The 23,202-nt window shown below is 57.6% G+C and carries 18 protein-coding genes, 1 tRNA gene and 1 pseudogene; 8 read left to right on the top strand and 12 right to left on the bottom strand.

Going from position 1 to position 23,202, the window contains the following annotated elements:
- Positions 1-94: 94 nt before the first annotated feature.
- The 3 genes from C4885_RS10870 to C4885_RS10880 form a co-directional block, all read right to left on the bottom strand.
- Positions 95-1,231, bottom strand: a complete 1,137-nt coding sequence (locus C4885_RS10870; RefSeq protein WP_114000367.1) for a L,D-transpeptidase — start codon at positions 1,229-1,231, stop codon at positions 95-97.
- An 84-nt stretch (positions 1,232-1,315) separates the two neighbouring features.
- Positions 1,316-2,506, bottom strand: a complete 1,191-nt coding sequence (locus C4885_RS10875; RefSeq protein WP_114000368.1) for a pyridoxal phosphate-dependent aminotransferase — start codon at positions 2,504-2,506, stop codon at positions 1,316-1,318.
- Positions 2,507-2,536: 30 nt separating this feature from the next.
- Positions 2,537-3,190: an HAD family hydrolase gene (locus C4885_RS10880; protein WP_114000369.1), complete on the bottom strand. Its 654-nt coding sequence runs from the start codon at positions 3,188-3,190 to the stop codon at positions 2,537-2,539.
- Between the two features lie 227 nt (positions 3,191-3,417).
- Between C4885_RS10880 and C4885_RS10885 the strand changes: the two genes are divergently transcribed.
- Positions 3,418-4,293, top strand: coding sequence for an undecaprenyl-diphosphate phosphatase (locus C4885_RS10885; RefSeq protein WP_114000370.1), 876 nt, complete (start codon positions 3,418-3,420; stop codon positions 4,291-4,293).
- A gap of 312 nt (positions 4,294-4,605) precedes the next feature.
- Here C4885_RS10885 and C4885_RS10890 read toward each other — a convergent pair whose 3' ends face one another.
- A complete protein-coding gene (locus C4885_RS10890; RefSeq protein WP_114000371.1) occupies positions 4,606-6,483 on the bottom strand; it encodes an LTA synthase family protein in 1,878 nt (625 codons plus the stop codon).
- A 266-nt stretch (positions 6,484-6,749) separates the two neighbouring features.
- On the opposite strand from C4885_RS10890, the gene C4885_RS10895 reads away from it, so the two are divergent.
- The 4 genes from C4885_RS10895 to C4885_RS10910 all read left to right on the top strand — a co-directional run bounded on the left by C4885_RS10895 (position 6,750) and on the right by C4885_RS10910 (position 11,867).
- Positions 6,750-7,586, top strand: a complete 837-nt coding sequence (locus C4885_RS10895) for an MYG1 family protein (RefSeq protein ID WP_114000372.1) — start codon at positions 6,750-6,752, stop codon at positions 7,584-7,586.
- A complete protein-coding gene (locus C4885_RS10900) occupies positions 7,583-8,443 on the top strand; it encodes a GNAT family N-acetyltransferase (RefSeq protein ID WP_158538879.1) in 861 nt (286 codons plus the stop codon). The genes C4885_RS10895 and C4885_RS10900 overlap by 4 nt, the downstream gene beginning before the upstream one ends.
- 1,035 nt (positions 8,444-9,478) lie before the next feature.
- The gene (gene ftsH, locus C4885_RS10905) at positions 9,479-11,347 is read left to right on the top strand and encodes an ATP-dependent zinc metalloprotease FtsH (protein ID WP_114000374.1); all 1,869 of its coding nucleotides are present in this window, start codon (positions 9,479-9,481) and stop codon (positions 11,345-11,347) included.
- 304 nt (positions 11,348-11,651) lie between these two features.
- Positions 11,652-11,867 carry a hypothetical protein gene (locus C4885_RS10910; RefSeq protein ID WP_114000375.1) on the top strand — a complete coding sequence of 72 codons (216 nt, stop codon included), beginning with the start codon at positions 11,652-11,654 and terminating at the stop codon, positions 11,865-11,867.
- A gap of 12 nt (positions 11,868-11,879) precedes the next feature.
- On the opposite strand, the gene C4885_RS10915 is transcribed toward C4885_RS10910, so the two are convergent.
- From C4885_RS10915 to C4885_RS17065, 6 genes and pseudogenes are all read right to left on the bottom strand, one after another.
- Entirely contained in the window at positions 11,880-12,431 is a 552-nt protein-coding gene (locus C4885_RS10915; protein ID WP_114000376.1) for a GtrA family protein, read from the bottom strand.
- A gap of 19 nt (positions 12,432-12,450) precedes the next feature.
- Positions 12,451-14,865 (bottom strand): glycoside hydrolase family 3 C-terminal domain-containing protein, encoded by a 2,415-nt coding sequence (locus C4885_RS10920; RefSeq protein WP_114000377.1) that lies wholly within the window; start codon positions 14,863-14,865, stop codon positions 12,451-12,453.
- 104 nt (positions 14,866-14,969) lie between these two features.
- Positions 14,970-17,870, bottom strand: coding sequence for a glycoside hydrolase family 3 C-terminal domain-containing protein (locus tag C4885_RS10925; RefSeq protein ID WP_242979560.1), 2,901 nt, complete (start codon positions 17,868-17,870; stop codon positions 14,970-14,972).
- A gap of 262 nt (positions 17,871-18,132) precedes the next feature.
- Positions 18,133-19,413 (bottom strand): ATP-binding protein, encoded by a 1,281-nt coding sequence (locus C4885_RS10930; protein WP_114000378.1) that lies wholly within the window; start codon positions 19,411-19,413, stop codon positions 18,133-18,135.
- Entirely contained in the window at positions 19,413-20,120 is a 708-nt protein-coding gene (locus C4885_RS10935; RefSeq protein ID WP_114000379.1) for a LytTR family DNA-binding domain-containing protein, read from the bottom strand. Before C4885_RS10935 ends, C4885_RS10930 begins: the two co-directional genes overlap by 1 nt.
- A gap of 546 nt (positions 20,121-20,666) precedes the next feature.
- Positions 20,667-20,837: pseudogene (locus C4885_RS17065) on the bottom strand (5-methyltetrahydropteroyltriglutamate--homocysteine methyltransferase); the annotation flags it as partial.
- A 34-nt stretch (positions 20,838-20,871) separates the two neighbouring features.
- Between C4885_RS17065 and C4885_RS10945 the strand changes: the two are divergent.
- The 3 genes from C4885_RS10945 (at position 20,872) to C4885_RS17215 (ending at position 22,383) form a co-directional block, all read left to right on the top strand.
- Positions 20,872-21,285, top strand: a complete 414-nt coding sequence (locus tag C4885_RS10945; RefSeq protein ID WP_114000380.1) for a hypothetical protein — start codon at positions 20,872-20,874, stop codon at positions 21,283-21,285.
- A gap of 30 nt (positions 21,286-21,315) precedes the next feature.
- Positions 21,316-21,981: a hypothetical protein gene (locus C4885_RS10950; protein ID WP_114000381.1), complete on the top strand. Its 666-nt coding sequence runs from the start codon at positions 21,316-21,318 to the stop codon at positions 21,979-21,981.
- A 267-nt stretch (positions 21,982-22,248) separates the two neighbouring features.
- The gene (locus tag C4885_RS17215) at positions 22,249-22,383 is read left to right on the top strand and encodes a hypothetical protein (protein WP_256359667.1); all 135 of its coding nucleotides are present in this window, start codon (positions 22,249-22,251) and stop codon (positions 22,381-22,383) included.
- 183 nt (positions 22,384-22,566) lie between these two features.
- Here C4885_RS17215 and C4885_RS17255 read toward each other — a convergent pair whose 3' ends face one another.
- Positions 22,567-22,947, bottom strand: coding sequence for an ATP-binding cassette domain-containing protein (locus C4885_RS17255; protein ID WP_305791097.1), 381 nt, complete (start codon positions 22,945-22,947; stop codon positions 22,567-22,569).
- 178 nt (positions 22,948-23,125) lie between these two features.
- Positions 23,126-23,201, bottom strand: a tRNA-Lys gene (locus C4885_RS10960).
- Position 23,202 lies beyond the last annotated feature (1 nt).

Raw genomic sequence — 23,202 nt, forward strand, 5'->3', positions numbered from 1 at the left:
GTATTATCTGCGCTTTTGGCTTGGCATCTGCCGCACCTCGCTCGCCGTATCGGCACTTAGAATTATGCGGTATTGCCCTAACCCCTATGGTGTGTTATCCGCGGGTGCCCTCAACGCTGGAATCGGTGCTCCAGCCCTGCAGGTCAGTGGGGTTGATGGAGCCGTTCCAGCGGCCATCGTTCTGGGCGTCGTTCCATTCGTTCCAGGCTGCCTCGCTGCGGATAGCTGTACCGCTGCGGAATGCTGCATCCCACGGGTTGGCGGAATCCGGGTCGGTGGGGTCCCAGCCGCGCTTGCTCTCGTCCGCCGGGTCGGTGTAAATGGTGCCGGGCTTTCCCATGGGGCCGGGGTCATCGGCGTTATCATAGATCACCACGCGGGTGCCGATGGGGCAGTTATCATAGATCCACTTTACATCACAGACCAACAGCCGGATACAGCCCAGGCTGGCCTGGGTGCCCAGCTGGTTGAACTGGTCGTACTCGATATCGTCCTTGTGCTGGCTGTAATACGGCACAGTGTGGAACAGATAGGAATCCCAGATGCGGGTAGCGTACTGGCCATAGCTCGGCCCGGCCAGCAGCCGCCAGTCATAATTGACCGGCGTTGCAAAGAATCCCAGCGGGGTATCCGCGCCGCCGGAGCACACCATGGCCATATACGGCTTGGTGTAGTTACCCTCATCGTCCAGCGCCAGTACCGTCACGGTAGAAGCCGCGCGGTTGACCGCGATCATATAGGGGCAGCCATCTTTGGCACTGTATTTCAGCCCCTCGCTCTGGTAAAATTCATCGGCAGCCAGCTGTTCCATCAAGGCTTTGCCGCGCTCATCCCAAAGCGCTGGGTCCACCACCTGCGGGGCATCCTTGGTGCAGTTTGCGGACGCCGTTGCGGTGGCATCGGCAATGCGCTGTTCTTCCTCGGTCATGGTGGGCTGTTCCTGCTGGCTGTCGCCATCCGTGGTACTGTCTGCACCGTCGGGCGCGGCGGAGCTGGAATCCCCCTGGCTCTGGTTGGGCTTGTTGGTAATGGTGCCATCGGTTTTTACCAGCAAAAAGCAGCCTGCGCACACCAAAATAAACACGGCAATGCAGAAAATCAAGGTGATCAGGGCATGCACGCGGCGGTTCTGTTTGCGTGAAACAGCGCGGCGGCGCTGCATATTGCTGCTCCTGGCAGCGGGTGCAGGGCGGCGCTTGGGTCCCTGCGCCGGACGTTTTTGTTGCGGCATTGTGCAGACCTCCCGTTTATGGTGTCAAAATCGTATGTTTCGGGCTTTGCTTCCCACTGCAGGCGGGCGCGGCCCGAACGGAATTCATTTCCCGTATTCTTCCGCCACAAATTTTTCCAGTGCGGCAAAGCTGCGGCGGACCTTCTCGGTATCAATGCAGTACGCCATGCGGAAGTAGCCGGGGCAGCCAAAGCTGTCGCCGGGAACCAACGCCAGGTCATACTTCATGGCCTTTTTGCAGAACGCATTGGCGTTCTCCTCCAGCGCTTTGGGGAAGATATAGAAGGTGCCGGAGGGTTTAACCACGGTAAAGCCCAGCTTTTTCAGCTCGGCGTAAATCAGCTCCATGTTGGTTTCGTACACGCCCAAGTCGCTGGTTTCGTCCAGACATTCGGCCACGGCCAGCTGGATCAGTGATGCCGGGCAGTTGTGGCCGGTTCCGCGGCTGATCTGGCCGCACATGGGCACAATATACTCGGCGTCCTCGCAGCGCGGGTTCGCAGCCACATAGCCGATGCGCTCGCCCGGCAGGCTCAGGCTCTTGCTGAACGAATAGCAGGTCAACGTATCATCATAGAACTTGGCGGCGTACTGGATGGGCTGCCCGCCGAACATGATTTCGCGGTACGGCTCATCCGAGATCAAAAAGATTCGGTGCCCATACTTGGCGCTGGCGGCGCGCAGGCGGTCGGCCAGGCCGGTCAGCGTCTCGGCGCTGTAGGCTGCGCCGGAGGGATTGTTGGGGGTGTTGATCAGCACGGCGGCGGTGTTCTCATCCAGCATCGCGTCAAATGCGTCAAAGTCAATCTGGAAATCCTTCGTGCGGGGCGGAACGACCTTCAGATTCAGGCCCGCGCCCTCCACATACGGCTTGTATTCCGGGAAGAACGGCGCAAAGGTGATAATATCCTGCCCCGGCACCGCCACGCAGCGCATGGCGTGGGCCAGCGCACCGGCAGCACCCGTTGCCATAAAGATATGCTCCATACCGTAGTCCATGCCAAAGCGGCGGTTCAGGCTTTCGGCCACCGCCTTGCGCACGGCGGGGATGGTCAGCGTGGGGCTGTAGCCATGCAGCGTCACCGGCTCCTTGGTCTGCAGCAGATCGATGCAGGTTTTGGTAAAGTGCTCCGGGCAGGGCACCGAAGGGTTGCCCAGCGAATAATCAAACACATTTTCATAGCCGATCTCGGTCCCGCGAGCCGTGCTCCACTCGGAGATTTGGCGAATAACGGACTTGCCGCTAAGCATATCTTTATAGCGCTGCGCAATCATTTCACAGTTCCTCCCACCGCCATTTTGCAGTTATTTCATGATAACGTCATACAGTTCATCGCTGTTTTCTGCCAGGTATTCCGCCCCGGCCGCATTCAGTTCCTCCCGCGTGCGGAATCCCCACACCGCCCCGCAGCAGGGCAGGTTCGCATTGTGGGCGGTTTCCACATCCACGTTGCTGTCCCCCACATACAGGGTGCTGGCCGGGTCGGCATGCAGGGCCTGCAGCAGGGCGTTCGTGCCCTCGGCGGCGGGCTTGGGGGCCACGCCGGTCATCTGGCCGCGCACGATCGTAAAATACTGCGTGCCGAAATAATCCTTGACGACCTCTTTTGCCAGCGCATCCGCCTTGTTGGAAAACACCGCCAGCTGCACGCCGTTCGCTTTCAGCTTTGCCAGCATTTCGGGGATGCCGGGGTACGGTGCGGTGGTGTCCCGCAGGTGCTGGCCATAATCCCGCTTAAAATCCGCCAGGGCCGCTTCCAGCACCGCCGGGGTGCGCTGGTCTGCCGGGGCCAGGCGCTCCACCAGTTTCGGGATACCATTGCCCACGAAATAGCGGTACGCCTGGCGCTCATGGGTGGGCCAGCCATATTTCCGGCACAGCCGGTTGCCGGCATCCGCCAGGTCAGTCAGGGTGTTCAGCAGCGTACCATCCAGGTCAAACACTACAGTTTTATACATTTTGTAATATCCTCTATTCTCTATACACATTCTAACTTTTCCAACTGATACGGCAAAAGCCACACTTCTATTATAGGAGCATTTTGCCAAAACGGCAACCGCTTTTGCCTGTTGTTTTGGAGCAAAAGTGTAAATTATACAGCGGCAGGGTGCAATATCACGTAAAGTGTGCTACTATATATTTGTATTGCTGGTCGGGAGTGATCCCGCCAAGGGGAGGAAAAAAGATGGACCTGTTTCTTTCAATTCTGAAATCCGTCATTTACGGTGTGATTGAAGGCATCACCGAATGGCTGCCGATTTCCAGCACCGGGCATATGATCCTTGCCGAGCAGGTGCTGAAGTTTGGCTATACGGAAGATTTTATGGAAATGTTCCGCGTTGTCATCCAGCTGGGTGCTATCCTGGCTGTTGTGGTGCTGTATTTCCACAAGCTGTGGCCGTTCTGCAAGGATAATGGCCGCGATACCGGCTTTGCCGCCCACCTGCGCTGGCCCGTGGTCCGGCTGTGGTTCAAAATTATTGCAGCCTGCGTGCCCGCCGCCGTGCTGGGCATTCTGCTGGACGACTGGATGGACGCCCACCTGTATAACAGCGTGGTGGTTGCCCTGATGCTGATTGTGTACGGCGTTGCCTTTATCCTGATCGAGCGCCGCCCGCGGGTGCCCACCACCACCAAGCTTTCCCGCATTACTTACCCGCAGGCGTTCAAGGTTGGCTGCTGGCAGGTGCTCTCCCTGATTCCCGGCACCTCCCGCAGCGGCTCCACCATTCTGGGCGGCATGCTGTGCGGCATGTCCCGCCCGGCTGCCAGCCAGTTCACCTTCTTCCTTGCCATCCCGGTCATGGCCGGTGCCAGTTTGCTCAAGCTGGTCAAGTTCTTTGGCAAGGGCAACAGCTTCACGCTGGATCAGACCGTTGTGCTGATCGTTGGCTGTGCGGTTGCCTTTATCGTTTCCATCATCGCCATCCGCTTCCTGATGGATTACGTCAAGCGCCACACCTTCACCGCGTTCGGCGTTTACCGCATCGCGCTCGGCATTGTTGTTCTGGTGATCTGGGGCGTACAGACCTTTGTGCTGAAAGCGCCCGCCGCCGTGTAACGGCCCAGAGTGTATCTGAAATCGAAAATCTCCCCGCTGCATTTTGTGCATCAGCACATTGCAGCGGGGAGATTTTTTCTTGCCATTTTTGTTTCTAAGGCAATACCGCATAATTCTAAGTGCCGATACGGCAAGCGAGGTGCGGCAGATGCCAAGCCAAAAGCGCAGATAATACTGGATGTCTTATCGAGCATTTTGGCAACGCAGATGCCGTGCCGCAGCTGCCGGAGCGGTGCTTAAGCCGCAAGGCGGGAATTGTGCGGTGTTGCCCTAAATCAGAGGAATCCTGGCTGACGTCTGCTTATCAGCTTCTTACTTTTCCACCTGGAACAAATTCTGCTGACTGGTTGCTTTGGCACCGATGTTGTTATACTCCAAATAGAAGTACCCATGCACCCAGGCATCCAGCTCTGCATTCTCGCCGTAGGTGTGGGTCACGCCGTCCGCGTCCATATAGTCATTGGCGGCTGTCACCACCGGGGCCACCTGCTTGAGTGCCAGCAGGTACTGGTAATACGGGGTCAGCGGCAGCCCGGCATTTTCCACCAGGGTGGGTGCCAGCATGCACATATCCATGCGGTTGTACTCGTCGGTGGCGCTGGTCTGGCCTGCGTTTTCCAGCGGGTAGTTTGCCCAGATCAGGTAGGGCGTGCTGCGCTCCAAAATCTGCAAATTGTTCTCATCGGTAAAGGTATGGTCGGCCACATGATCCACAAAGCTGGGGGCGTGGTCGCCTGCCATGGCAACAATCACCTTGCGGCCGGTCTTTTCGTACTGCTCGGTCAGGTATTCGGTCAGTTCGCCAAAGGCACGGTCGGTCATATAGATGTTGCTCAGGTATTCATCCATGATGGAATCATACTCGCCGTAATCGGTTGCGGCATGCACGATATCCTCCTCCGGGGGGTTCATATCGTAATCGCCGTGGCTTTGGATGGAAACCAGGAACACAAACCGCGGCTGGTCCTCCGGCATTGCTTCATACAAACCTTCCAGGTCGCGGTAGGTGGCGCTGTCGGTCTGGTAGGGGCGGCTGCCATAGGTTTCCTTGGTCGGAAAATCATCCTGGAAGTGGGTCTCGTCAAAGCCCAGCGTCAGCCAGGCAGAATCGCGGCGGTAGTTGGAGTTGGTATAGGGGTGGGCTGCCAGCGTGGCATACCCCAGATCTTTCAGGTTGCTGACCAGGCTGTTTGCCTTGTGCAGGTTCAACCAGTTGAACGGTGTGATGGAGGGCATCAGCATCAGCGAGTTGGAGGAAAGCATCTCGTACTCGCTGGAGTTGGTGCCGCCGCCCACATGCGGGCTGATGGTGTGGCCGTAAATGGAGTTGGGCAGGTTTTTGGTCACCTGCATGATCTCCTGGTCAGCCTGCAGGTCCGTTACCAGGTCAAAGTCATAAAAGCTTTCGGACAGGATCAGGAACACATCGGGGTAGTCCTGCTCGTTTGCCGTTTCGGGGCTGGCCTGATAGTCCTGCGCCATTGCAGCGGCCTCGGTGGCGGCGTCCTCGCTGTAGCCGTCCGGCTGCAGGATGGGGTCCACCATCAGGCTGGCGGCTTCAAGGCTACCCGCCAGGTAGCCGTACTTATAATAGGTTTCCTGCCAGGCCCAGCCGTAAGTGGTGGCGGGCTTGATGGGGTTGGGGCTGAAATACCCCAGATACAGCACCGCAAAAATGCCGCAGGCGCAGGCCAGCGCATGGGCGCCGCGCTGTTTCCAGCTGCGCTTATGCTTGCCAGCCAGTTTGACCTGCACAACGGCAGCCACCAGCACCGGGATGTACAGCAGCGCAATGGTAATAACTGTCTGGGTAATGTGCAGGGTATAACTGCCCATCACCTCTGCCGCGGTGCCCAGGTTCAGGATGTCCTGCGGCATCAGGGCGGAACCATGCAGGTCCCGCGTGTAATAGTTGACCAGCGCCAGCACGGTAAAAATCAGGCCGGAAACGCCGGTTGCAATGCCCCAGCTGCCGCACAGGGCAAACACCACCAGCGTCAGGCAGAACGCCGTCAGCGCATTGAGCGGTGCGTATACCGGCCACTGCCCCGCCATGTAGTTGGCAGTTACGCCGTCAGAAATTTCTAACTGGTAGCGCGCCACAAAGGCCGCTGCCACAGCCAGCGCAAATGGCAGCACCGTGCCAAGCCAGAAGCGCTTGCTTTTTAATGTTTTTTTGATGTTTTGCATGGGTATCCAGTTCCTTCGCTTTGTTTGTTCGTTAAGTTGCGGTCAACATTCCGCGTCAACACACCGAATGTCCGGTATGCCCGCAAAAGGGCATATTAGGTTAGTATATCATATTTTATGCCAGTTGTGAATCACCGTTTTTCGGCCAAATGCTGCCACTTGTTCCAAATCCGGCCCGCCCGCGCAGATTTTGCATTTACCAACCTACGCTTTCATGTTATAATATTAGTTAATCATCATTTTACCCCATAGACGGAGGCTATTCTATGAAAATTCCTGCAAAAGGTTTTACTCACGGCGGCAAGTTCCATGCAGACGATGTGTTTGCCACAGCGCTGCTGATGATTGTGCGGCCGGATATCAAAGTAACCCGCGGTTTTGTTGTGCCGGATGGTTTTGACGGCATTGTGTACGATGTGGGCTGCGGTATGTTTGACCACCACCAGGAACCGCGCGAAAGCCGCCCCAACGGCGTGCCCTATGCGGCCTTTGGCCTGCTGTGGCGCGTGTTGGGTGCCCAGCTGGTGGGTGCCCACCAGGCCCGCCTGCTGGATGAAAATTTTGTTCAGCCCCTGGACTTGAACGATAACACCGGCGAACAGAACTCCCTGGCCGATGCCATCGGCAGCTTTAACCCCGTGTGGGATTCCGGCGAAGATTCCGATGCCTGCTTCTGGCGCGCCGTGCCCTTTGCCAAGCAGGTGCTGGAAAACGAGATTGCCGCAGCCAACGCCGTGAACCGCGCGGACGAGACCGTCCAGAACGCCTACAAGAACTCCAGGGACGGCATTGTGGTCCTGCCGGACTACATGCCCTGGAAAAACGGCCTGTACAAAACCGATGCCCTGTTTGTTGTCTACCCCAGCCAGCGCGGCGGCTACAGCGCCCAGTGCGTGACCGATTACAAGACCCGCCGCAGCAAGGTGCCGTTCCCGCCCGCATGGGGCGGCCAGCCGGAGGAGATCCTGCGCGAAAAGAGCGGCCTGGCTCTCAAGTTCTGCCACCCCAGCCGTTTCCTTGTCACCGCGGAAACCAAAGAGGATGCCATTGAGGCATGCCGCCGTGCCCTGCGCGCCGCCGGAAGGCCGGTGAGCGCACAGTGAGCGCCGAAACTCTAGAGCAGTTTGGTCCCCGCCCCAGCACCGCGGCGGACTGCCAGCCAGACCCGGCTTCCGCCTGGGTCTACATGGTGCGCTGCGCGGATGGCAGCCTGTATTCCGGCTGGACCAATGACCTTGCCCGCCGCCTGCGCGCCCACAAGGGCGGCAAGGCCGGTGCCAAGTATACCCACGCCAAAGGTGCCGTTAAGCTGACCTATGCCGAGCGCTGCACCGATAAAAGTGCCGCCCTGAAGCGGGAAGCCGCCCTGAAAAAGCTGCCAAAACCCGAAAAGGAAGCCCTTGCCGCCCAGTGGACCGCTGAAAACACCATCACCCTGCGGGATGCCGCGCCGGAGGACGCCGCCGCCGTGGCGGAGCTGTACAACTGGTATGTCACCCACTCCACGGCCACTTTCCAGTATGACCTGTGTACCGAGGAATTCCAGCGCGAAAATATCGCCTATGTGCAGCAGCGCGCGCCGTTCCTGGTTGCCGTCAATGCAGTGGGCAAGCTGTGCGGCTTTGCCTGCGCCCATCCCTGGCACAGCCGCACAGCTTATGCGTGGGATGTGGAGCTGACCGTTTACTGCGCCCACGACTGTGTGGGCCAGGGGGTTGGCGGGCGGCTGTACAAAGCCCTGCTGGACGGCGTGCGCCAGCGCGGCTACTGCAACGCCGTTGCCCTTGTGACCGGCCAGAACAAAGAGAGCTGCGCGTTCCATAAGGCGCTCGGCTTCAAAAAAATCGGCGTGGAACCCCGCACTGGGTACAAGTTCGGCCAATGGCTGGACCTTGCCTATTGGTGGATGGACCTGCGCCCCGGCCAGGAGCCTCCGGAGCCGGTGCGCCTGGGGCGATAAAACTGCATAACACAAAATTAAGCGGGGCACTGCTGATTGGCAGCGCCCCGCTTTTGTTATAAAGGCAATACCGCATAATTCTAAGTGCCGATACGGCGAGCGAGGTGCGGCAGATGCCAAGCCAAAAGCGCAGATAATACTGGATGCTGCAAAGGTGAGCGCCGCCAGTGGCGGAAACAGCGAACCGAAGCAGGGGCAGCGGTCGCAGAGTGCGAGGGGCTTTTGCCCCCGAAGCACGATGCGGGTACCGCAACCCGACATTATCGAGTATTTTGGCAACGCAGATGCCGTGCCGCAGCCGCCGGAGCGGTGCTTGAGCCGTTAGGCGGGAATTGTGCGGTATTGCCTAAAGATTTGTAGGGCGCGATGCCCTCATCGCGCCGCGGAGAAACGTAAATCCATCCACCGCAAACCTGTAAACGATCTGTAGAGGACGATGCCTGCATCGTCCCGCATACTGAGCTGCAACCATGGTATCCTGTCATCAACATCCTATCTCCCCGCCGCGCGTTTTTGTTTTCCACAAGAAGCCCCTCTGTTTGTGGAAAACCGTTCAGATTCTTTTCAGGCAATACCGCATAATTCTAAGTGCCGATACGGCGAGCGAGGTGCGGCAGCTGCTAAGCCAAAAGCGCAGATAATACTGGATGCTGCAAAGGTGAGCGCCGCCAGTGGCGGAAACAGCGAACCGAAGCAGGGGCAGCGGTCGCAGAGTGCGAGGGGCTTTTGCCCCCGAAGCACGATGCGGGTACCGCAACCCGACATTATCGAGCATTTTGGCAGCGCAGATGCCGTGCCGTAGCCGCCGGAGCGGTGCTTGAGCCGTTAGGCGGGAATTGTGCGGTGTTGCCTTCACTTTTTCCCTGTCGTTACGCGGTCTGCATTCCTGTTTTTGCCCACAAACTGCCCTTGTTCACGCAAAGTTTACCGGAATTTCCAGCTATTTCATGCCTTGTTCATCCGCAGTTCATTTTTATTCTTCATGATAGAATCTATCGGGGGCCCCTATTACCGCCCCCAACTGGAGGAATTGTTATGCACGAAACCCAACAGCCGCGCGACCCCAAAAAGACGACCGGCATTGTATATGCCGTGATCCTTGTGGTGTTGCTGCTGCTCAATTTCTGGGCCTTCCCCGCCATGATGAAAGGCCAGGTCAAACAGGTCGATTACGGCACCTTCCTGAACATGCTCGAAGGCGGCGAACTGAGCACCGTTGAAATTCAGGATCAGCAGATCTATTTTGTGGACAAAAACGATACCACCTACTGCACCAACTCCATTGCGCAGGACCTGCAGCTGGTCAACCGGTTGGAAAGCGCCGGCGTTTCCTTTGGCAAGGTGTACAACCAGACCACCTGGGTGGATACCCTGCTGGGCTGGGTCATCTCGCTGCTGCCCATGATCATCCTGATCGTCTGGTTCAACCGCATGATGCGCAAACGGGTCGGTGAAATGACCGGCGGCGCCAACAGCATGATTTTTGGCGGCGGCAAATCCGGTGCCAAACAGTATGTCGTTGAGGATGGCAAGTCCATCAAATTTGCCGATGTTGCCGGTGAGGACGAAGCCAAAGAGAGCCTGCAGGAAATCGTTGACTTCCTGCATAACCCCAAGCGTTACGAGGATATCGGTGCCAAAATGCCCAAGGGCGTTCTGCTTGTCGGCCCCCCGGGCACCGGTAAAACCCTGCTGGCCCGCGCTGTTGCCGGCGAAGCCGGTGTTCCCTTCTTCTCCATTGCGGGTTCTGAATTTGTCGAGATGTTCGTCGGCATGGGCGCTTCCAAGGTGCGTGACCTCTTCAAACAGGCCAACGAAAAAGCCCCCTGCATTATCTTTATTGATGAGATCGATACCATCGGCAAAAAGCGTGACGGTGCTTCCGGTATGGGCGGCAACGATGAACGCGAGCAGACCCTGAACCAGCTGCTGACCGAAATGGACGGGTTTGACGCCGCCAAGGGTGTTATCATTCTGGCCGCCACCAACCGTCCTGAATCCCTTGACCCCGCTTTGACCCGCCCCGGCCGTTTTGACCGTCGTGTGCCCGTGGAGCTGCCCGACCTGAAAGGCCGCGAAAGCATCCTGCGCCTGCACGCTCAAAAGGTCAAAATCGGCCCCGACTGTGACTTTGCCGTGGTTGCCCGCATGACTCCCGGTGCTTCCGGTGCCGAGCTGGCCAATATCATCAACGAAGCCGCCCTGGGCGCTGTGCGCCACCACCGCATGGCCGTTACCCAGTACGACCTGCAGGAAGCCGTGGATACCATCCTGGCCGGTGCCCAGAAAAAGAATAAGATCCTGAGCGACAAAGAAAAGTGCATCGTGGCCTACCACGAAGTCGGCCATGCCATGGTTGCCGCCCTGCAGAGCCATTCCGCCCCCGTGCAGAAAATCACCATTGTGCCGCGCACTTCCGGCGCGCTGGGTTTCACCATGCAGGTAGAGGACGGCGACCACACCCTGATGACCAAGGAAGAGATCCTGGCCAAAATTGCCACCATGACCGGTGGCCGTGCCGCCGAAGAAGTGGTGTTCAACTCCATCACCACCGGCGCATCCAACGATATCGAGCAGGCCACCAAGATGGCCCGCGCCATGATTACCCGCTACGGCATGACCGACGACTTTGACATGGTTGCCCTGGAAACCGTGAACAACGCCTACCTGGGCGGCGATGCCAGCCTGGCCTGCAGTGAGCGCACAGCCGCCACAGTGGACGATAAGGTCGTGGAAGTCGTCAAGCAGCAGCATGAAAAAGCCAAACAGATGCTGATTGAAAACCGCGGCAAGCTGGACGAGATTGCCAAGTACCTGTACGAGAAAGAAACCATCACCGGCGAAGAGTTCATGCGCATCCTGACCGCTGTTCCCCAGCTGCCCACCGGTGCCGTGGAACAGTAAAGGCAACACCGCACAATTCCCGCCTGACGGCTTAAGCACCGCTCCGGCGGCTGCGGCACGGCATCTGCGTTGCCAAAATGCTCGATAATACACAAAGTATTATCTACGCTTTTGGCTTAGCAGCTGCCGTGCCTCGCTCGCCGTATCGGCACTTAGAATTGTGCGGTATTGCCTAAAATCTCCGCTCTGCGCGTTTTCTTTGTAAAATAACGGTGCCCCCGCCCTATGCAGTTCATTTACCGCACGGGCGGGGGTGTTTTGTTGTAATTCCGTAGGGGCGCACACCATGTAATAGCGCCATTTTATGGCCAGCCGTTACCCATTTGTAGGGGCCGCTGCTCACCTCTTTCCGAAAAACGCAATAAAAATGCTGTCTTTCTCCACATCAGGGAAAGGCAGCATTCTTCTTTATCCGTTCAGATCTTCGCCGTTGCTGGCAATCACATTTTTATACCATCCAAAGGACTTTTTCCTGTACCGTGCCGCCGCCCTGTTCGAGTACCGGGAAAAGCACCAGTGATCCTGCCGGGCTTTATTTTGCCTGTGCGCCCTCTGGGAAGATGATCTTGTTCACAAAGAAGAAGATCACCATGGAAATGCCGCCATTGAGCACGGTGGTGCCAATGTTGTAGATGAAATCCGGCACCAGCAGGCCTGCAACCGCCACCCACACGCAGTTGATGGAGTTGACGATGCAGGTAATCAAGCAGAACGCCACCACATACCAGGCGATCTGCTTGGCCAGGTTGCCCTTGCTGCGGAACACAAAGTTGCGCTGGATGGGAAAGTTTATGCATTCTCCCACCACCATGGCAACCATGTAGGCGCAAAAGTACGGCAGACCGCCATGGGCGGAATCATACCCCAGGATGTTCCACTGGAAGGTTTCGCCAAACAGCGTGACCGGGATGCCCGGCCAGCCAAAATCCACCACCGGCAGGCTGCTGAACGCCGCCGGCAAAAATTGCAGCAGCAGGTATTTGAACACCGTAACCAGGTTGGATACGATCACAAACAGTCCGCCTTCGCGCACCCACTTGGCTGCGGCGGGGTGTTTTGCCGCAAAATTATTCCATAGCTGCATAAATAGCCCCTCTCTTTCCTCAGCTGTTGCGCAGGCGCTGTTCCAGCTGTGCGTTCAGTACCAGGTTTTTCACGGCTTCTATGATCACCCGCACAAGGCCGATGATCCAGAATCCCTGTAATTCCATCACAATGCCATCCACCATGCCCATGCTGATGGCACCGCTGGTCATTTTGGCCAGGGCACGCAGCGGCATGTTGTACTGGAACAGCACATTCAGGTCCGGCTTGCCGCGCTTGTAGCTGGCGTTCAGCAGTGCGGTAAGCACCAGCCAGATCAGCCAGCCCAGCGGGCTGCGGCTGTGGTTCAGCTCGCCCAGGGTCATGTTGCGGTCAATTTTAACTTTTCCCTGCTGCACCGGGCGGCCCAGCAGGGTGGCCCATTCGTCATCCGGCACGCTCTGCACCTTGCCGCTGGTATAGTGCGGCAGATGCTTGCCCGCATAGGGGTTGGGTGCGCCGGTACCGGCCACTTCCACCACGGCGGTCAGGCGGATGTCCGCACTGGACGCGCCGACCCGCAGCTCATAGCTGCCGCCTTCCACTTCCCAGCTGTCGGTCTTGGTGTTCCAGTAGCGGAACGCCTTGTCGTCCAGCGGGATGGTCACGGTCTTGCTTTCGCCGGGCTGCAGCTGCACCTTGGCAAAGCCTTTCAGCTCCTGTGCGGGGCGGAACACTTCTGCCCCGGGTTTTGCCACATACAGCTGCACGATCTCTGCTCCGGCGCGCTTGCCGGTGTTGGTTACGGTCAGGGTCACGCCATTGGACGCGGCCTGCAAATTGCTGTAGGCAAAGCTGGTGTAGCTTAACCCATAGCCAAAGGGGAATGCCACCGGCACACCGGCGGTCTGGTAATAGCGGTAGCCGACATACAGCCCCTCGCGGTACTGCACCATGCGGCCCGGCCCGGCAAAGTTATCCTTGGCGGGGGTATCCGCATAGGCGTTGACCCAGGTTTCGGCCAGCTTGCCGCTGGGGTTCACTTTGCCGGTCAGCACATCCAGCATGGCGCCCGCCCCCGCCTGGCCGCCCAGCGCACCATACACCAGGGTACGGCAGTGTTTGAGCCACGGGGTTTCCAGCGAAGCCCCTGCGCTGAGCACCACAACGGTGTTGGGGTTGGCCTGCTGCACGGCCTTTAACAGTTCGATCTGGTTGTCCGCAAGGCGCATATCGCCGCGGTCCAGACCCTCACTTTCCTTGATTTCATCCAGCCCCAGGCAGAGCAGCACCACTTCGGCCTTTTGGGCCAGGGCTACAGCCTCGGCCTGTTTGGCGGCATCCGGTTTGCCCTGGCGGTCAAAGCCGGGGGCAAAGCCCACGCTGGCCAGGCCGCTCTCTTTCAGGCAGTCCAAAAAGGTATCCACCTTGATGGAGTTGACCGCGCTGGAGCCAGCGCCCTGGTACCGCGGTGTCTGGGCAAAGTCGCCGATCACGGCAACTTTTGCGCCCTCGGCCAGCGGCAGCAGGTCGTTCTCGTTTTTCAGCAGCACAATGCTTTCGGCTGCGGCGCGGCGGGCCAGGGCGTGGTGAGCGTCCGCATCAAAGGTGCGGCTGTGGGACTGCACGGCGGCATGGGTATCAAACACCAGCGTCAGCAGCTCGTCCAGCCGGGCGTCCACATCCGCTTCGGTAATTTTGCCGCTCTGCACAGCCTGCATCAGCTCGCGCACCGCGTCCCCGCCGGGGGCGGGCATTTCCAGCGTGGAGCCGTTCTGCACGCCCAGGGCATGGTCATTGCTGCCGCCCCAGTCCGTTACCACAGCGCCGTCAAAGCCCCATTCCCCGCGCAGGATGTCCATTAACAGGTGGCGGTTCTCGTTGGCGTAAGTTCCGTTGATGAGGTTATAGCTGCTCATGATGGTCTTGGGCTTTGCTTCCTTGACCACGATCTCGAACCCGGTCAGGTACAGCTCCCGCAGGGTGCGTTCATCCACCACGGAATCCGACGCCATGCGGCGCAGCTCCTGGCTGTTGACGGCAAAGTGCTTGGGGCAGGCGGAGATGCCGTTGGACTGGATGCCCCGCACATAGCCCGCTGCCATTTTGCCAGAAAGATACGGATCCTCGGAGAAATACTCAAAGTTGCGGCCGCAGAGGGGGCTGCGCTTGGTGTTCAGGCCCGGCCCCAGCAGCACGGCAATTTCCTGCGCGGCGGCTTCTTCGCCCATGGCCCGGCCGATCTGCTCGCCCAGGGCGGGATCCCAGCTGCACGCCACAGTGGCTGCCGTGGGGAAACAGGTGGCCGGAACACTGGGGTTCAGCCCCAGGTGGTCCGCCGCCCCGGCTTGCTTGCGCACACCGTTGGGGCCATCGGACAAAGTGATAGCCGGAATGCCCGCCTTTTGATAACCGCGGGTGGTAAAGGTACCCGCGCCCGAAAGCAGCGCACATTTTTGTTCAAGCGTCAAAGCTTGCAGTTGTTTCTTTTGCATAAGGTGGTTCCTTTTCTTAAAAACAGCCTTGCGGCCCACCGCACAACCGCGCAAAGTCGGCGTCGATGGACCGCAGGGCAGCTGCACAGCTTACAAATTACACTTTACTGTGCCTTTTTCTTCTTGTAGCTTTTGAAGGTGAGAACTTCCAGCACGACCAGTAGTACAGCCAGCAGCACGTCGACCACGATCATAGCGGTACGCCAGATGGGGGTGGAAACAGTGTTGGCCGGGTCGTAAACGCGGGAGTTGACCACGGTGTACATGATGTTCTTGCAAGCCTGACGCATAGCCTTAACGCCGGTAGCACTGGTGGTATCGGTCAGGTGGTTGGTGGCAACGTCGTAGTTCTTCAGCATCAGGTCGCAGCCGTTGCGGATGGCCCTATCGGAATCCATGTAGTCAGTGAAGTGGAAGCCGTCGGTGATGACCATACCGCGGAAGCCCCACTCGCCGCGCAGCACGCCGTTCAGCAGTGCATTGCAGGCACCGGCCCACTGGTTGCCAATATAGTTCCAGCTGGACATGACGGCCTTGCAGCCGCCCACCTTGGCGCTGATCTCGAAGGGACGCAGGTAGATCTCGCGGATAGCCTGCTCGTCAGCCCAGGTGCAGAGCAGCTTACTCTGGTTGGTCTGCTGGTCGTTCAGGGCAAAGTGCTTCATGTAAGCGTAGACGCCGTAGCTCTGGGCACCGGCAATGGAGCTGGCACCGATGTAACCGGCGAGGACGCTGTCCTCAGAGTAATATTCGAAGTTACGGCCGTCAAAGGCGGAACGGTGGCCGTTCATGGCGGGGGCGTACCAGCCGGTGACGTTCATCTCGCTGCCCATGCGGCCGATGCTCTCGCCGTAGCGGCGGGCCAGGTCGGTGTTGAAGGTGGAAGCGATGATAATCTCGGACGGGAAGCCAATGGACGAAACGCCGGTAAAGTTGTTGTTGATGGCAGCGGGGCCGTCGCAGTCGATGGTCGCGTACTTGTCAACGCTGGCCTCGGCCTTGGTCTGGTAGCCGCTCAGGGCGATCAGGTCGTCCATCTCGGTGACGGTCATCTGGTCGAGCAGGGTATCCCAACGCTCGTCGTCGTAGTCAGCACCGCGCAGGTCAGCCAGCTTCAGGCCGTTGTTGGCACCGGTAACGGGCATCTCATCGTTGGGGTCGTTGTGGTCCTCGGGGGTCCAGTTGTGGTCGGTGTACAGGGTGTTCATGCTCTCCTCAGACATGGTGAAGTCGGAGGGAACGGCGACAGCCTCGGCATAGTTGGCAAAATGGCCTGCACGGGACAGGGTGACGAGCTTATCGTCAGCGAAGTCGAACTTGGTGGTTGCAGCCTCGGCATCGGTGCTGCGGGGGTTGGACTCGTCATAGACGATGGTGGAAGCGACATTGTAGGTCTTGGAATCCAGCACCGTGTGGGAATCCTCGTTGATGCTGATGATATAGTCGCCCTCTTCCAGCACGTAGCAGCCCTTGTCCTTGCTGTCAAAGCTGGCCATGTCCTCGGTGTTGAAGGTCAGGGTCAAGGTCTGGGAAGCGCCCGGCTCAATGGAGTCGGTCTTGCCGAAGGTGACGAGGTTGGCGGAAGCCTTCTCAATGCCGCCATCGGTGTACGGCGGGTTGAAGTAGACCTGCACGGCGTCCTTACCGGCCACACTGCCGGTGTTGGTGACGGTGACATCCAGGGTGATGGTGCCGTCAGCCTCGGTCATGGAGTCGATTTTCTGGGTAAAGGTGGTGTAGGACAGGCCGTGGCCGAAGGGATACTGAACGGTCTTGTCATAGTCGATCAGGCCCTCGGCAGCGGCAGTCTCGTAGAACTTGTAGCCGACGTAGATGCCCTCAACATAGTTGACGAAGTGCGGGGTAACCTGCTCTGGATCACGGCCAAACAAGCCGGCAGCGGTGTAACCAACGGAATCCGCATTGGTGTAAGTAAAGTCGCCGATGTTGTTGAAGTAAGGAGCTGCGGTCAGGTCATAGACGAAAGTGTCGGCAGAGTGGCCGGAGGGGTTGACCTCACCGGCAACAATCTCGCCCAGGGCGTTGAAGCCGGTCTGGCCGGTGCCGGGGCACCAGATAACGCTCTTGATCTGGGGGTGCTCATCGACGAAGCCCAGCTCGAGGGTGTTGGCAGCGTTGTAAACCAGCACAACGTTGTCGAAGTTGGAACAGACGAGGTCGATCATGTCGCGCTCAGTCTTGCTCAGGGAGAGGTAATGCTGGCCGTCCTCGAAGTCCTTGTACTCGGTGGAGTTGTCGGTGTAGTTGACGGTGCTCATATCGGTGGGCAGGTCAGAACCCTCGCCGCCAACACGGCTGATGACGACCATTGCAGTGTCAGAGAAAGACTTGGCGTTGTCGATCAGCTCCTGGGTGTAGCTGGCGGCGGTGGGCTCGGGCAGGGTCCAGTTAGGGTTGATGTAACCCAGCGCCGGGCGCTCGGCGCAGTAAGCGGTGTAGAAATCGCTCAGCTCGGTGTTGGTGTTGATGCCGGCGTTGTGCAGGCCATCCAGCAGGCTGACGGTGGGACGATCGGCAGAGATCGCGCCGGCGCCGGAGCCGCCGTAGACAGGGCCGACAGAAGCCCAGCCAAAGACGTTCAGGTTGCTGCCGGACGCGAGGGGCAGTTCGTTGTCATCGTTCTGCAGCAGGACGATGCCTTCCTCGGCAATCTCGGTGCACAGGGCGTTGGCCTCTGCACCAGATTCTTCGGTGATAGTGCCGTTGCCGGTGACCAGGTCGAGCATGGTACTCATAGGGCCAAAGGCAACCAGGTTGAGCATGATGCCGAAAGCCACCAGCACGGCCAGGCCAGACTGGGCGCGCACCATGAATTTGGTGGGCTTGGCCAGTTTCTTGTTGACCGCCATAGCGATCAGTACGATAATGGCGGCGGCAACCACAACGCCAAAGAAGATGAGCTGCGGGATGCAGTTATTGACCACATCGGCAACGTCGTCCAGGTTGACGCCCATGTTTGCCAGGGTAAGAAGCAGGGTGTTCATTGTTTTCCTCCTTTTATTGTGCCGCCCTCCGGATGGCGGCTGACGGGATTTCCGCTTTCATTGATGATATTGTACCAAAACAATTTTCTTTCGGCTCATTTTTTGCACAAACTGTTGTTTCCGTTGCATGTTTTGCAAAAGTTTCAAAAACATTTCATTTTTTGTTGTGCATCTCTCACAAAGCATCTCGACCCTGTTTTGTGCACCCCGCCCAAACACCAAAAATGGCCGGGTGCCTTATCCTAGACCCCCAGCCATCCATTCAGCTTTTCTGCGGCAGCAGCACCCTTAGCGTAAACCACTCATTCTCCCAGTGCAGCGTCATAGTTCCGCCGCGCTTTTCGGCGGCGGCGCGCACACCGCGCAGGTCGCTGCCGCCATGGGTGTTGCGGCGCGGCAGGCCGTCCGCGCCCAGCTCCACTTCCTGCGCGCAGTAGTTTTCAAACCGCAGCATCACAAAGCCGTTCTGGGCGTACACCGCCACCCGGATCAGCCGCTTTTCGTGGTCGGGCTCGGTCTCCACGCTCTCCGTTGCGTTGTCCAGCGCCGTGCCCACAATCGTGCAGATCTCCCCTGTTTCCAAAAAGTCCAGCAAATGTCCGTCCGCCACGCAGGTCATCGTGATGTGGTACTGCTGGCAGTACAGGCTTTTGGCCGTCAGCAGGGTGTCCAGCACCGGGTTGCCGGTCTTGTTCTCCACCTCGCACTGGCGGATGACGCTTTCCATGGCCGCCAGCGCCACATCCTGCTTGGCGTGGTCCCGCTCCGCCCGGATGGCCGCAATCTGCATTTTCAGCTCGTGGTAGCGCCGGTTGATCAGGCGGATGTTCTCCTTGCTCTGCTTGTACTGCTCGTACTGGCGGTGCAAAACGCCGTCCAGCTCCGCCAGCTCGCTGTGCAGGGCGGCTTCGCGCAGCTGCTCGTGCTGCACCGTCAAAATCAGCACCCCGGCCAGGTCCACCAGCGTGCGGATGTAAAACATGTTCATGTTGGCTTCGCTGCCGTTGGCAAAGCTCAAATTGCTCACGGCAAATGCGGTCAGCGCCATGACCACCGCCACAAAAGTTCCTGCGGGCGTTATTTTCAGCTTCCCGGCCGGGCCGGGGCGGCGGTTCTCCACAAAAAGCATCGCGGCAAAAATGCCGCCGTACACCGCCGCCAACAGCAGCAGCGAAAGCGGCTCCGCCCCGCCGCGCTGCGGCCACAGCACGCAGTGCAGCTGCCATTCCACGCTGGCCGCCAGCTCCGCCAAAATAAAGGCTCGCGCGCACACATAGCCCGCTTCCAACAGCGTAATGCTGCGTGTGACCCACAAAAACAGCAGCATGGAAAGAATCGCCATTGCCATGCAGGGGATCCACCACGCCAGCGGAACTTTCCCCGTGGCCTGCAAAAACGCCCCCAGCAGCACCGCCCAACCGGCTTCCACGCCCCAGATCACGCGCTGGTCCATCCGCGGCGGCAGCCTGTGCGCATACATCAGCGCCGCCAGCACTTCCGCCAAAGCGGTGTACAGGCGGGGAATATCCGGCAATGTCGTCATTAGCCCGCACCCCCAATATAATCCGCCAGCCCCGCCATAAAGGCCTTGCGCCGCGGGCGGCTGATCTGCAGCGTATACGGACCAACCTGCACCATATCCTGCTGCACGCCGGAAACCTGCGCCAGATTGACCAGATACCCGCTGTTGCACCGTGCAAACGCCCGGCCCACCAGCTTTTCCTCATAGTTTTTCAGGGTGCCCGGCACTATAAAATCTTCTTTTTCGGTGTAAAAATGCACCTTGTGGCCTTCGCTTTCCAGGTAATAGATTTCCGCCGCGTCCAGCCGCCGCATGCCGCCGTCCACCGCCACGGCCAGGTAATGCCGCTCCCGCTTTTCCAGCTGCCCCAGCGCCTTTTGCAGCTGCTGCGAAAACGCAAAGTAAGGCACCGGCTTCAGCACATAATCCAGCGCCCCAACAGCATATCCACGGATGGCATACTGCGCCATGTTGGTAATGAACACGATCAGCACCCCGCCGTCCCGCTCCCGAATGCGGCGGGCGGTCTCCATGCCGTCCAGGTGCTTCATCTCCACATCCAGAAAGATGATGTCGAACTGCGGGCGGTAATCTTCCAGAATCTCCATCCCATCCGCAAACTCCGTTACCTCAAACGGCGTGCCGTACTGCCGGGTGTACCGCTGCACATCCCCCGCCAGCTGTTCCCGCACCGCCGCCTCGTCCTCCACAATCGCAATCCGGGTCATCTGCTGCTCCCCTTTCTCAACATCACACTGCGGCCCCGCACAGTCCACATCTGGTGCGGCTTCTTAAGGTGTATCTGAAAACAAAGAAAATGACGGATATTTCACAAGCGCAAGACGGATTTAAGGCAAAGAGCCGCGGGAATCCTCTGTGGATTCCAAGGCTTTTTAACACAAAATCCCGCTGCGTTTGTAGAAATAGAAGATATTTTCGACTTTTCAGCTGCACCATCGATTGTTTTTAGTATAGCACATACAACCATACACAGTAAATGCGGAGTGGAGCAGTTTGTTTGCCCTCAAAGCGTTTTGTCGGTCGGGGCTGCCAGATCAGGCCAGCCCTGGCATGCCACAAATATGCAGGTTCATTGCGAATCAACACCACAATATTCCGCAGTAGGGCGGCCAGCCCCCTGGCCGCCCTACTGCCGCACTACACATTAAAAATCCGCAGCATACCAAGCCCCGTCCGTAGAACGGGGCTTGGTAGATAAATTTATATTGAAAACCGGCAGTTCTCTGTTTCCAAAGATCTGCCGGTCATACTTCTTATTTACCCCACACGGTCTCGGCGATTTCCTTGACCAGTTTGAGCTTGTTCCACTGTTCCAGCTCGGTCAGCTTGTTGCCGATCTCACAGGAGGCAAAGCCGCACTGCGGACTCAGGCAAAGACGGTCGAGCGGGATATACTTTTCTGCCTCATGGATGCGGGCGATTACAAAGCATTTCCCTACCCTGACGGTGCGGTTGTGATTGACAACCCGCCGTATTATCGTGGACTGCCAGATCGCCTACGAAAACGGCGCAAGGGTAAAAACATCATTTGTGACGAGCTACAGCGGCGGGATTGTGGCGCAGACCGCACCGGATTTGACAAAGGCAATCAACCGGGAAAATGACAGGTTAATTAAAGCAAATAGCAAAGAACTGCCGAAATATGACTACCCCATGAATGTTATCACCGCGGCCATGATGCAGAGGTATGCAAGATACGGGGTAGACCTGAAAATTCGGGCAGATGACTGCATCCAGGTTGGAAGCCTGGACGCACAAAAGCAGGCCGGGAAAGGTATTTTTGGGTCCGGGCTACTTTTGTGCGAGCGCGCATCGGCAGTCAGATGGGAACTTTCGGACCGAGAGAAAGCCATCATACAGCAGCTTGGCTAGTACCGTGCGGCGGGCGGCGGCATCAACAAAATGCGCCGCATCGACTACGCCGCCCGGAAGGATGCCATCAACGCCCAGAAGCGGGCGGCGTATGCGGCAAGGAAAAACTTCTCTGTTTATTCGAGCTTGAACATGGAGCCAAAACCTGTTACAATGCAGTCAATCAGCAATATCAAGGCGTTCAGCTGTGACACGCTGGATGCTGCTGGACAACAGCAGCTGAAAAATGCGCACAAACGTCTGCTTATGACCGCATCCAAGCAGCCGCTTGGAGTGGAAGTTGGCAGGGCATACGATTTGAATATGAAACCGCTCACAAAAGAGTTAACAGGAGCAGCAGAGCGCTCAACAGTGTCGGTGCCAAAACAAAATGTGCCGTATATCGTTATCCATACACACCCTGACAGTAACATTTTCTCACAACGGGATTTGAGTAACTTTGCAAATAACGTAAACCTGAAAATGCTTACAGCTGTTGGCCATGATAGGCACGTTTATGCGGTTGAAAAATCAGCTTCGTTTGACGCAAAAGCCGTAAAAACACTGGTTTCTGATCTCGGAGAATCCGTCAACGGCATTGCAGATCAATATGATCGGAAAGAGATTTCCTATCAGGAAGCCGCCGAATCGTTGAATTTTCTTGTTCGCAACTGTCTATCAGAATTGGAGGGATACGGTGTCAAGTTCTACGAATGAAAAGTTCTTTACCCCGGAACGTATAAAGAAGATGCAGCAGTATCTGATAGACTATCCTATCGACCATAAATACGACGACCTATGCGCCCAAGATATCTATGATGGGGATGACGTTCCGCCACGTCAGCTGGCTGCGCGAGGTTATTATGATGTTCTGAAAGAACTCGGAAAGCTCCCGCCGGGAGTTGAATGACCGTTAAACCACGATGCACCCGCACCGTGGTTTTCTTTTGCCCATTTTTACGAAAAGGATTCAAGGAGGACGACATGGAACTGAAAGACACTGTAAAAGGTAAGATGAGTGACGACTGCAAAGAGCGCATGGCAGCCGAGTATCACCAGACCAAAATCCGTTACGAGAAGCTCAAAAAGCTGAATACCAGAATCTCAAGGCAAAAATAAATCAAGCCGTCAGACAGGGTCTGTCAGCAAGGCCCCCGCCTAATGAAGCCCTGTCTTCCCCGTCCTCTCCAAAGTGCGAAAATAGTACCATGAAAAAATGTATTTTTGAGAGTAGTCTAAAAAATACAGAAACGCAGCAAGGATGACCCCATGGAGAAGCACGCATTGGCAGTATCTCCTGACTTATTCCAATGGCAAGTATTCTTCCAGCCGTTGTCGGATCAGGGGCAGGTCCGGCACCAGCACGGACATTCCACGAATGTTCGCACTATAATAACAATCGCTCGCCGGGACTGTGTGGGAGCTTATTGATATCGAAGAAGCCAAGGGGAGCAGCCGGTAGGCTAACGACAATATTTCGCTATCCGTCAAGTCCGTAGTCAAATATGGAAGTGCATTATCCATAACGATCAATTTCGGATTCCCCAGCAATACTCTGGCCAGCACGACCCGCTGCCGTTCACCACCGGAAAGACGGATCCCGCCATCTCCCAAGACTGTATCCATTCCGTGGGGCAGTTTTTCCACCACATCCCAGATTGTTCGCTCCCCGCTTTCGCTCACGCTCAATCGTGGCCCCTGCTCACAAACCCGCAACCATTTTTAGCGACCAGTCCCCGCGAGCTGAATGCGAACCGTAGGCGAAGCATGAAGCCGTTCCGGAGGGAATGCTGCACCAGATCGTGCCTTCTTAAAATAGAGCAACAAAAAAACGCCCTACACTTTCGTGTAAGGCATTCTTTGGTGCACCATCGGGGACTCGAACCCAGGACCCACTGATTAAGAGTCAGTTGCTCTACCAACTGAGCTAATGGTGCT

The sequence above is a fragment of the Subdoligranulum sp. APC924/74 genome (assembly GCF_003324125.1).
Taxonomy (GTDB): Bacteria; Bacillota; Clostridia; order Oscillospirales; family Ruminococcaceae; genus Gemmiger; species Gemmiger qucibialis.

Coding starts and splice junctions, on each gene's coding strand:
- C4885_RS10935 (WP_114000379.1), bottom strand. CDS start 20,120: ATGACCCGGATTGCGATTGTGGAGGACGAGGCGGCGGTGCGGGAACAG.
- C4885_RS10910 (WP_114000375.1), top strand. CDS start 11,652: ATGGCCAGCCGTTACCCATTTGTAGGGGCCGCTGCTCACCTCTTTCCG.
- C4885_RS10920 (WP_114000377.1), bottom strand. CDS start 14,865: ATGCAAAAGAAACAACTGCAAGCTTTGACGCTTGAACAAAAATGTGCG.
- C4885_RS10880 (WP_114000369.1), bottom strand. CDS start 3,190: ATGTATAAAACTGTAGTGTTTGACCTGGATGGTACGCTGCTGAACACC.
- C4885_RS10870 (WP_114000367.1), bottom strand. CDS start 1,231: ATGCCGCAACAAAAACGTCCGGCGCAGGGACCCAAGCGCCGCCCTGCA.
- C4885_RS10925 (WP_242979560.1), bottom strand. CDS start 17,870: ATGAACACCCTGCTTCTTACCCTGGCAAACATGGGCGTCAACCTGGAC.
- C4885_RS10885 (WP_114000370.1), top strand. CDS start 3,418: ATGGACCTGTTTCTTTCAATTCTGAAATCCGTCATTTACGGTGTGATT.
- C4885_RS10915 (WP_114000376.1), bottom strand. CDS start 12,431: ATGCAGCTATGGAATAATTTTGCGGCAAAACACCCCGCCGCAGCCAAG.
- ftsH (WP_114000374.1), top strand. CDS start 9,479: ATGCACGAAACCCAACAGCCGCGCGACCCCAAAAAGACGACCGGCATT.
- C4885_RS17215 (WP_256359667.1), top strand. CDS start 22,249: ATGGAACTGAAAGACACTGTAAAAGGTAAGATGAGTGACGACTGCAAA.
- C4885_RS10950 (WP_114000381.1), top strand. CDS start 21,316: ATGCGCCGCATCGACTACGCCGCCCGGAAGGATGCCATCAACGCCCAG.
- C4885_RS10930 (WP_114000378.1), bottom strand. CDS start 19,413: ATGACGACATTGCCGGATATTCCCCGCCTGTACACCGCTTTGGCGGAA.
- C4885_RS10875 (WP_114000368.1), bottom strand. CDS start 2,506: ATGATTGCGCAGCGCTATAAAGATATGCTTAGCGGCAAGTCCGTTATT.
- C4885_RS10890 (WP_114000371.1), bottom strand. CDS start 6,483: ATGCAAAACATCAAAAAAACATTAAAAAGCAAGCGCTTCTGGCTTGGC.
- C4885_RS10895 (WP_114000372.1), top strand. CDS start 6,750: ATGAAAATTCCTGCAAAAGGTTTTACTCACGGCGGCAAGTTCCATGCA.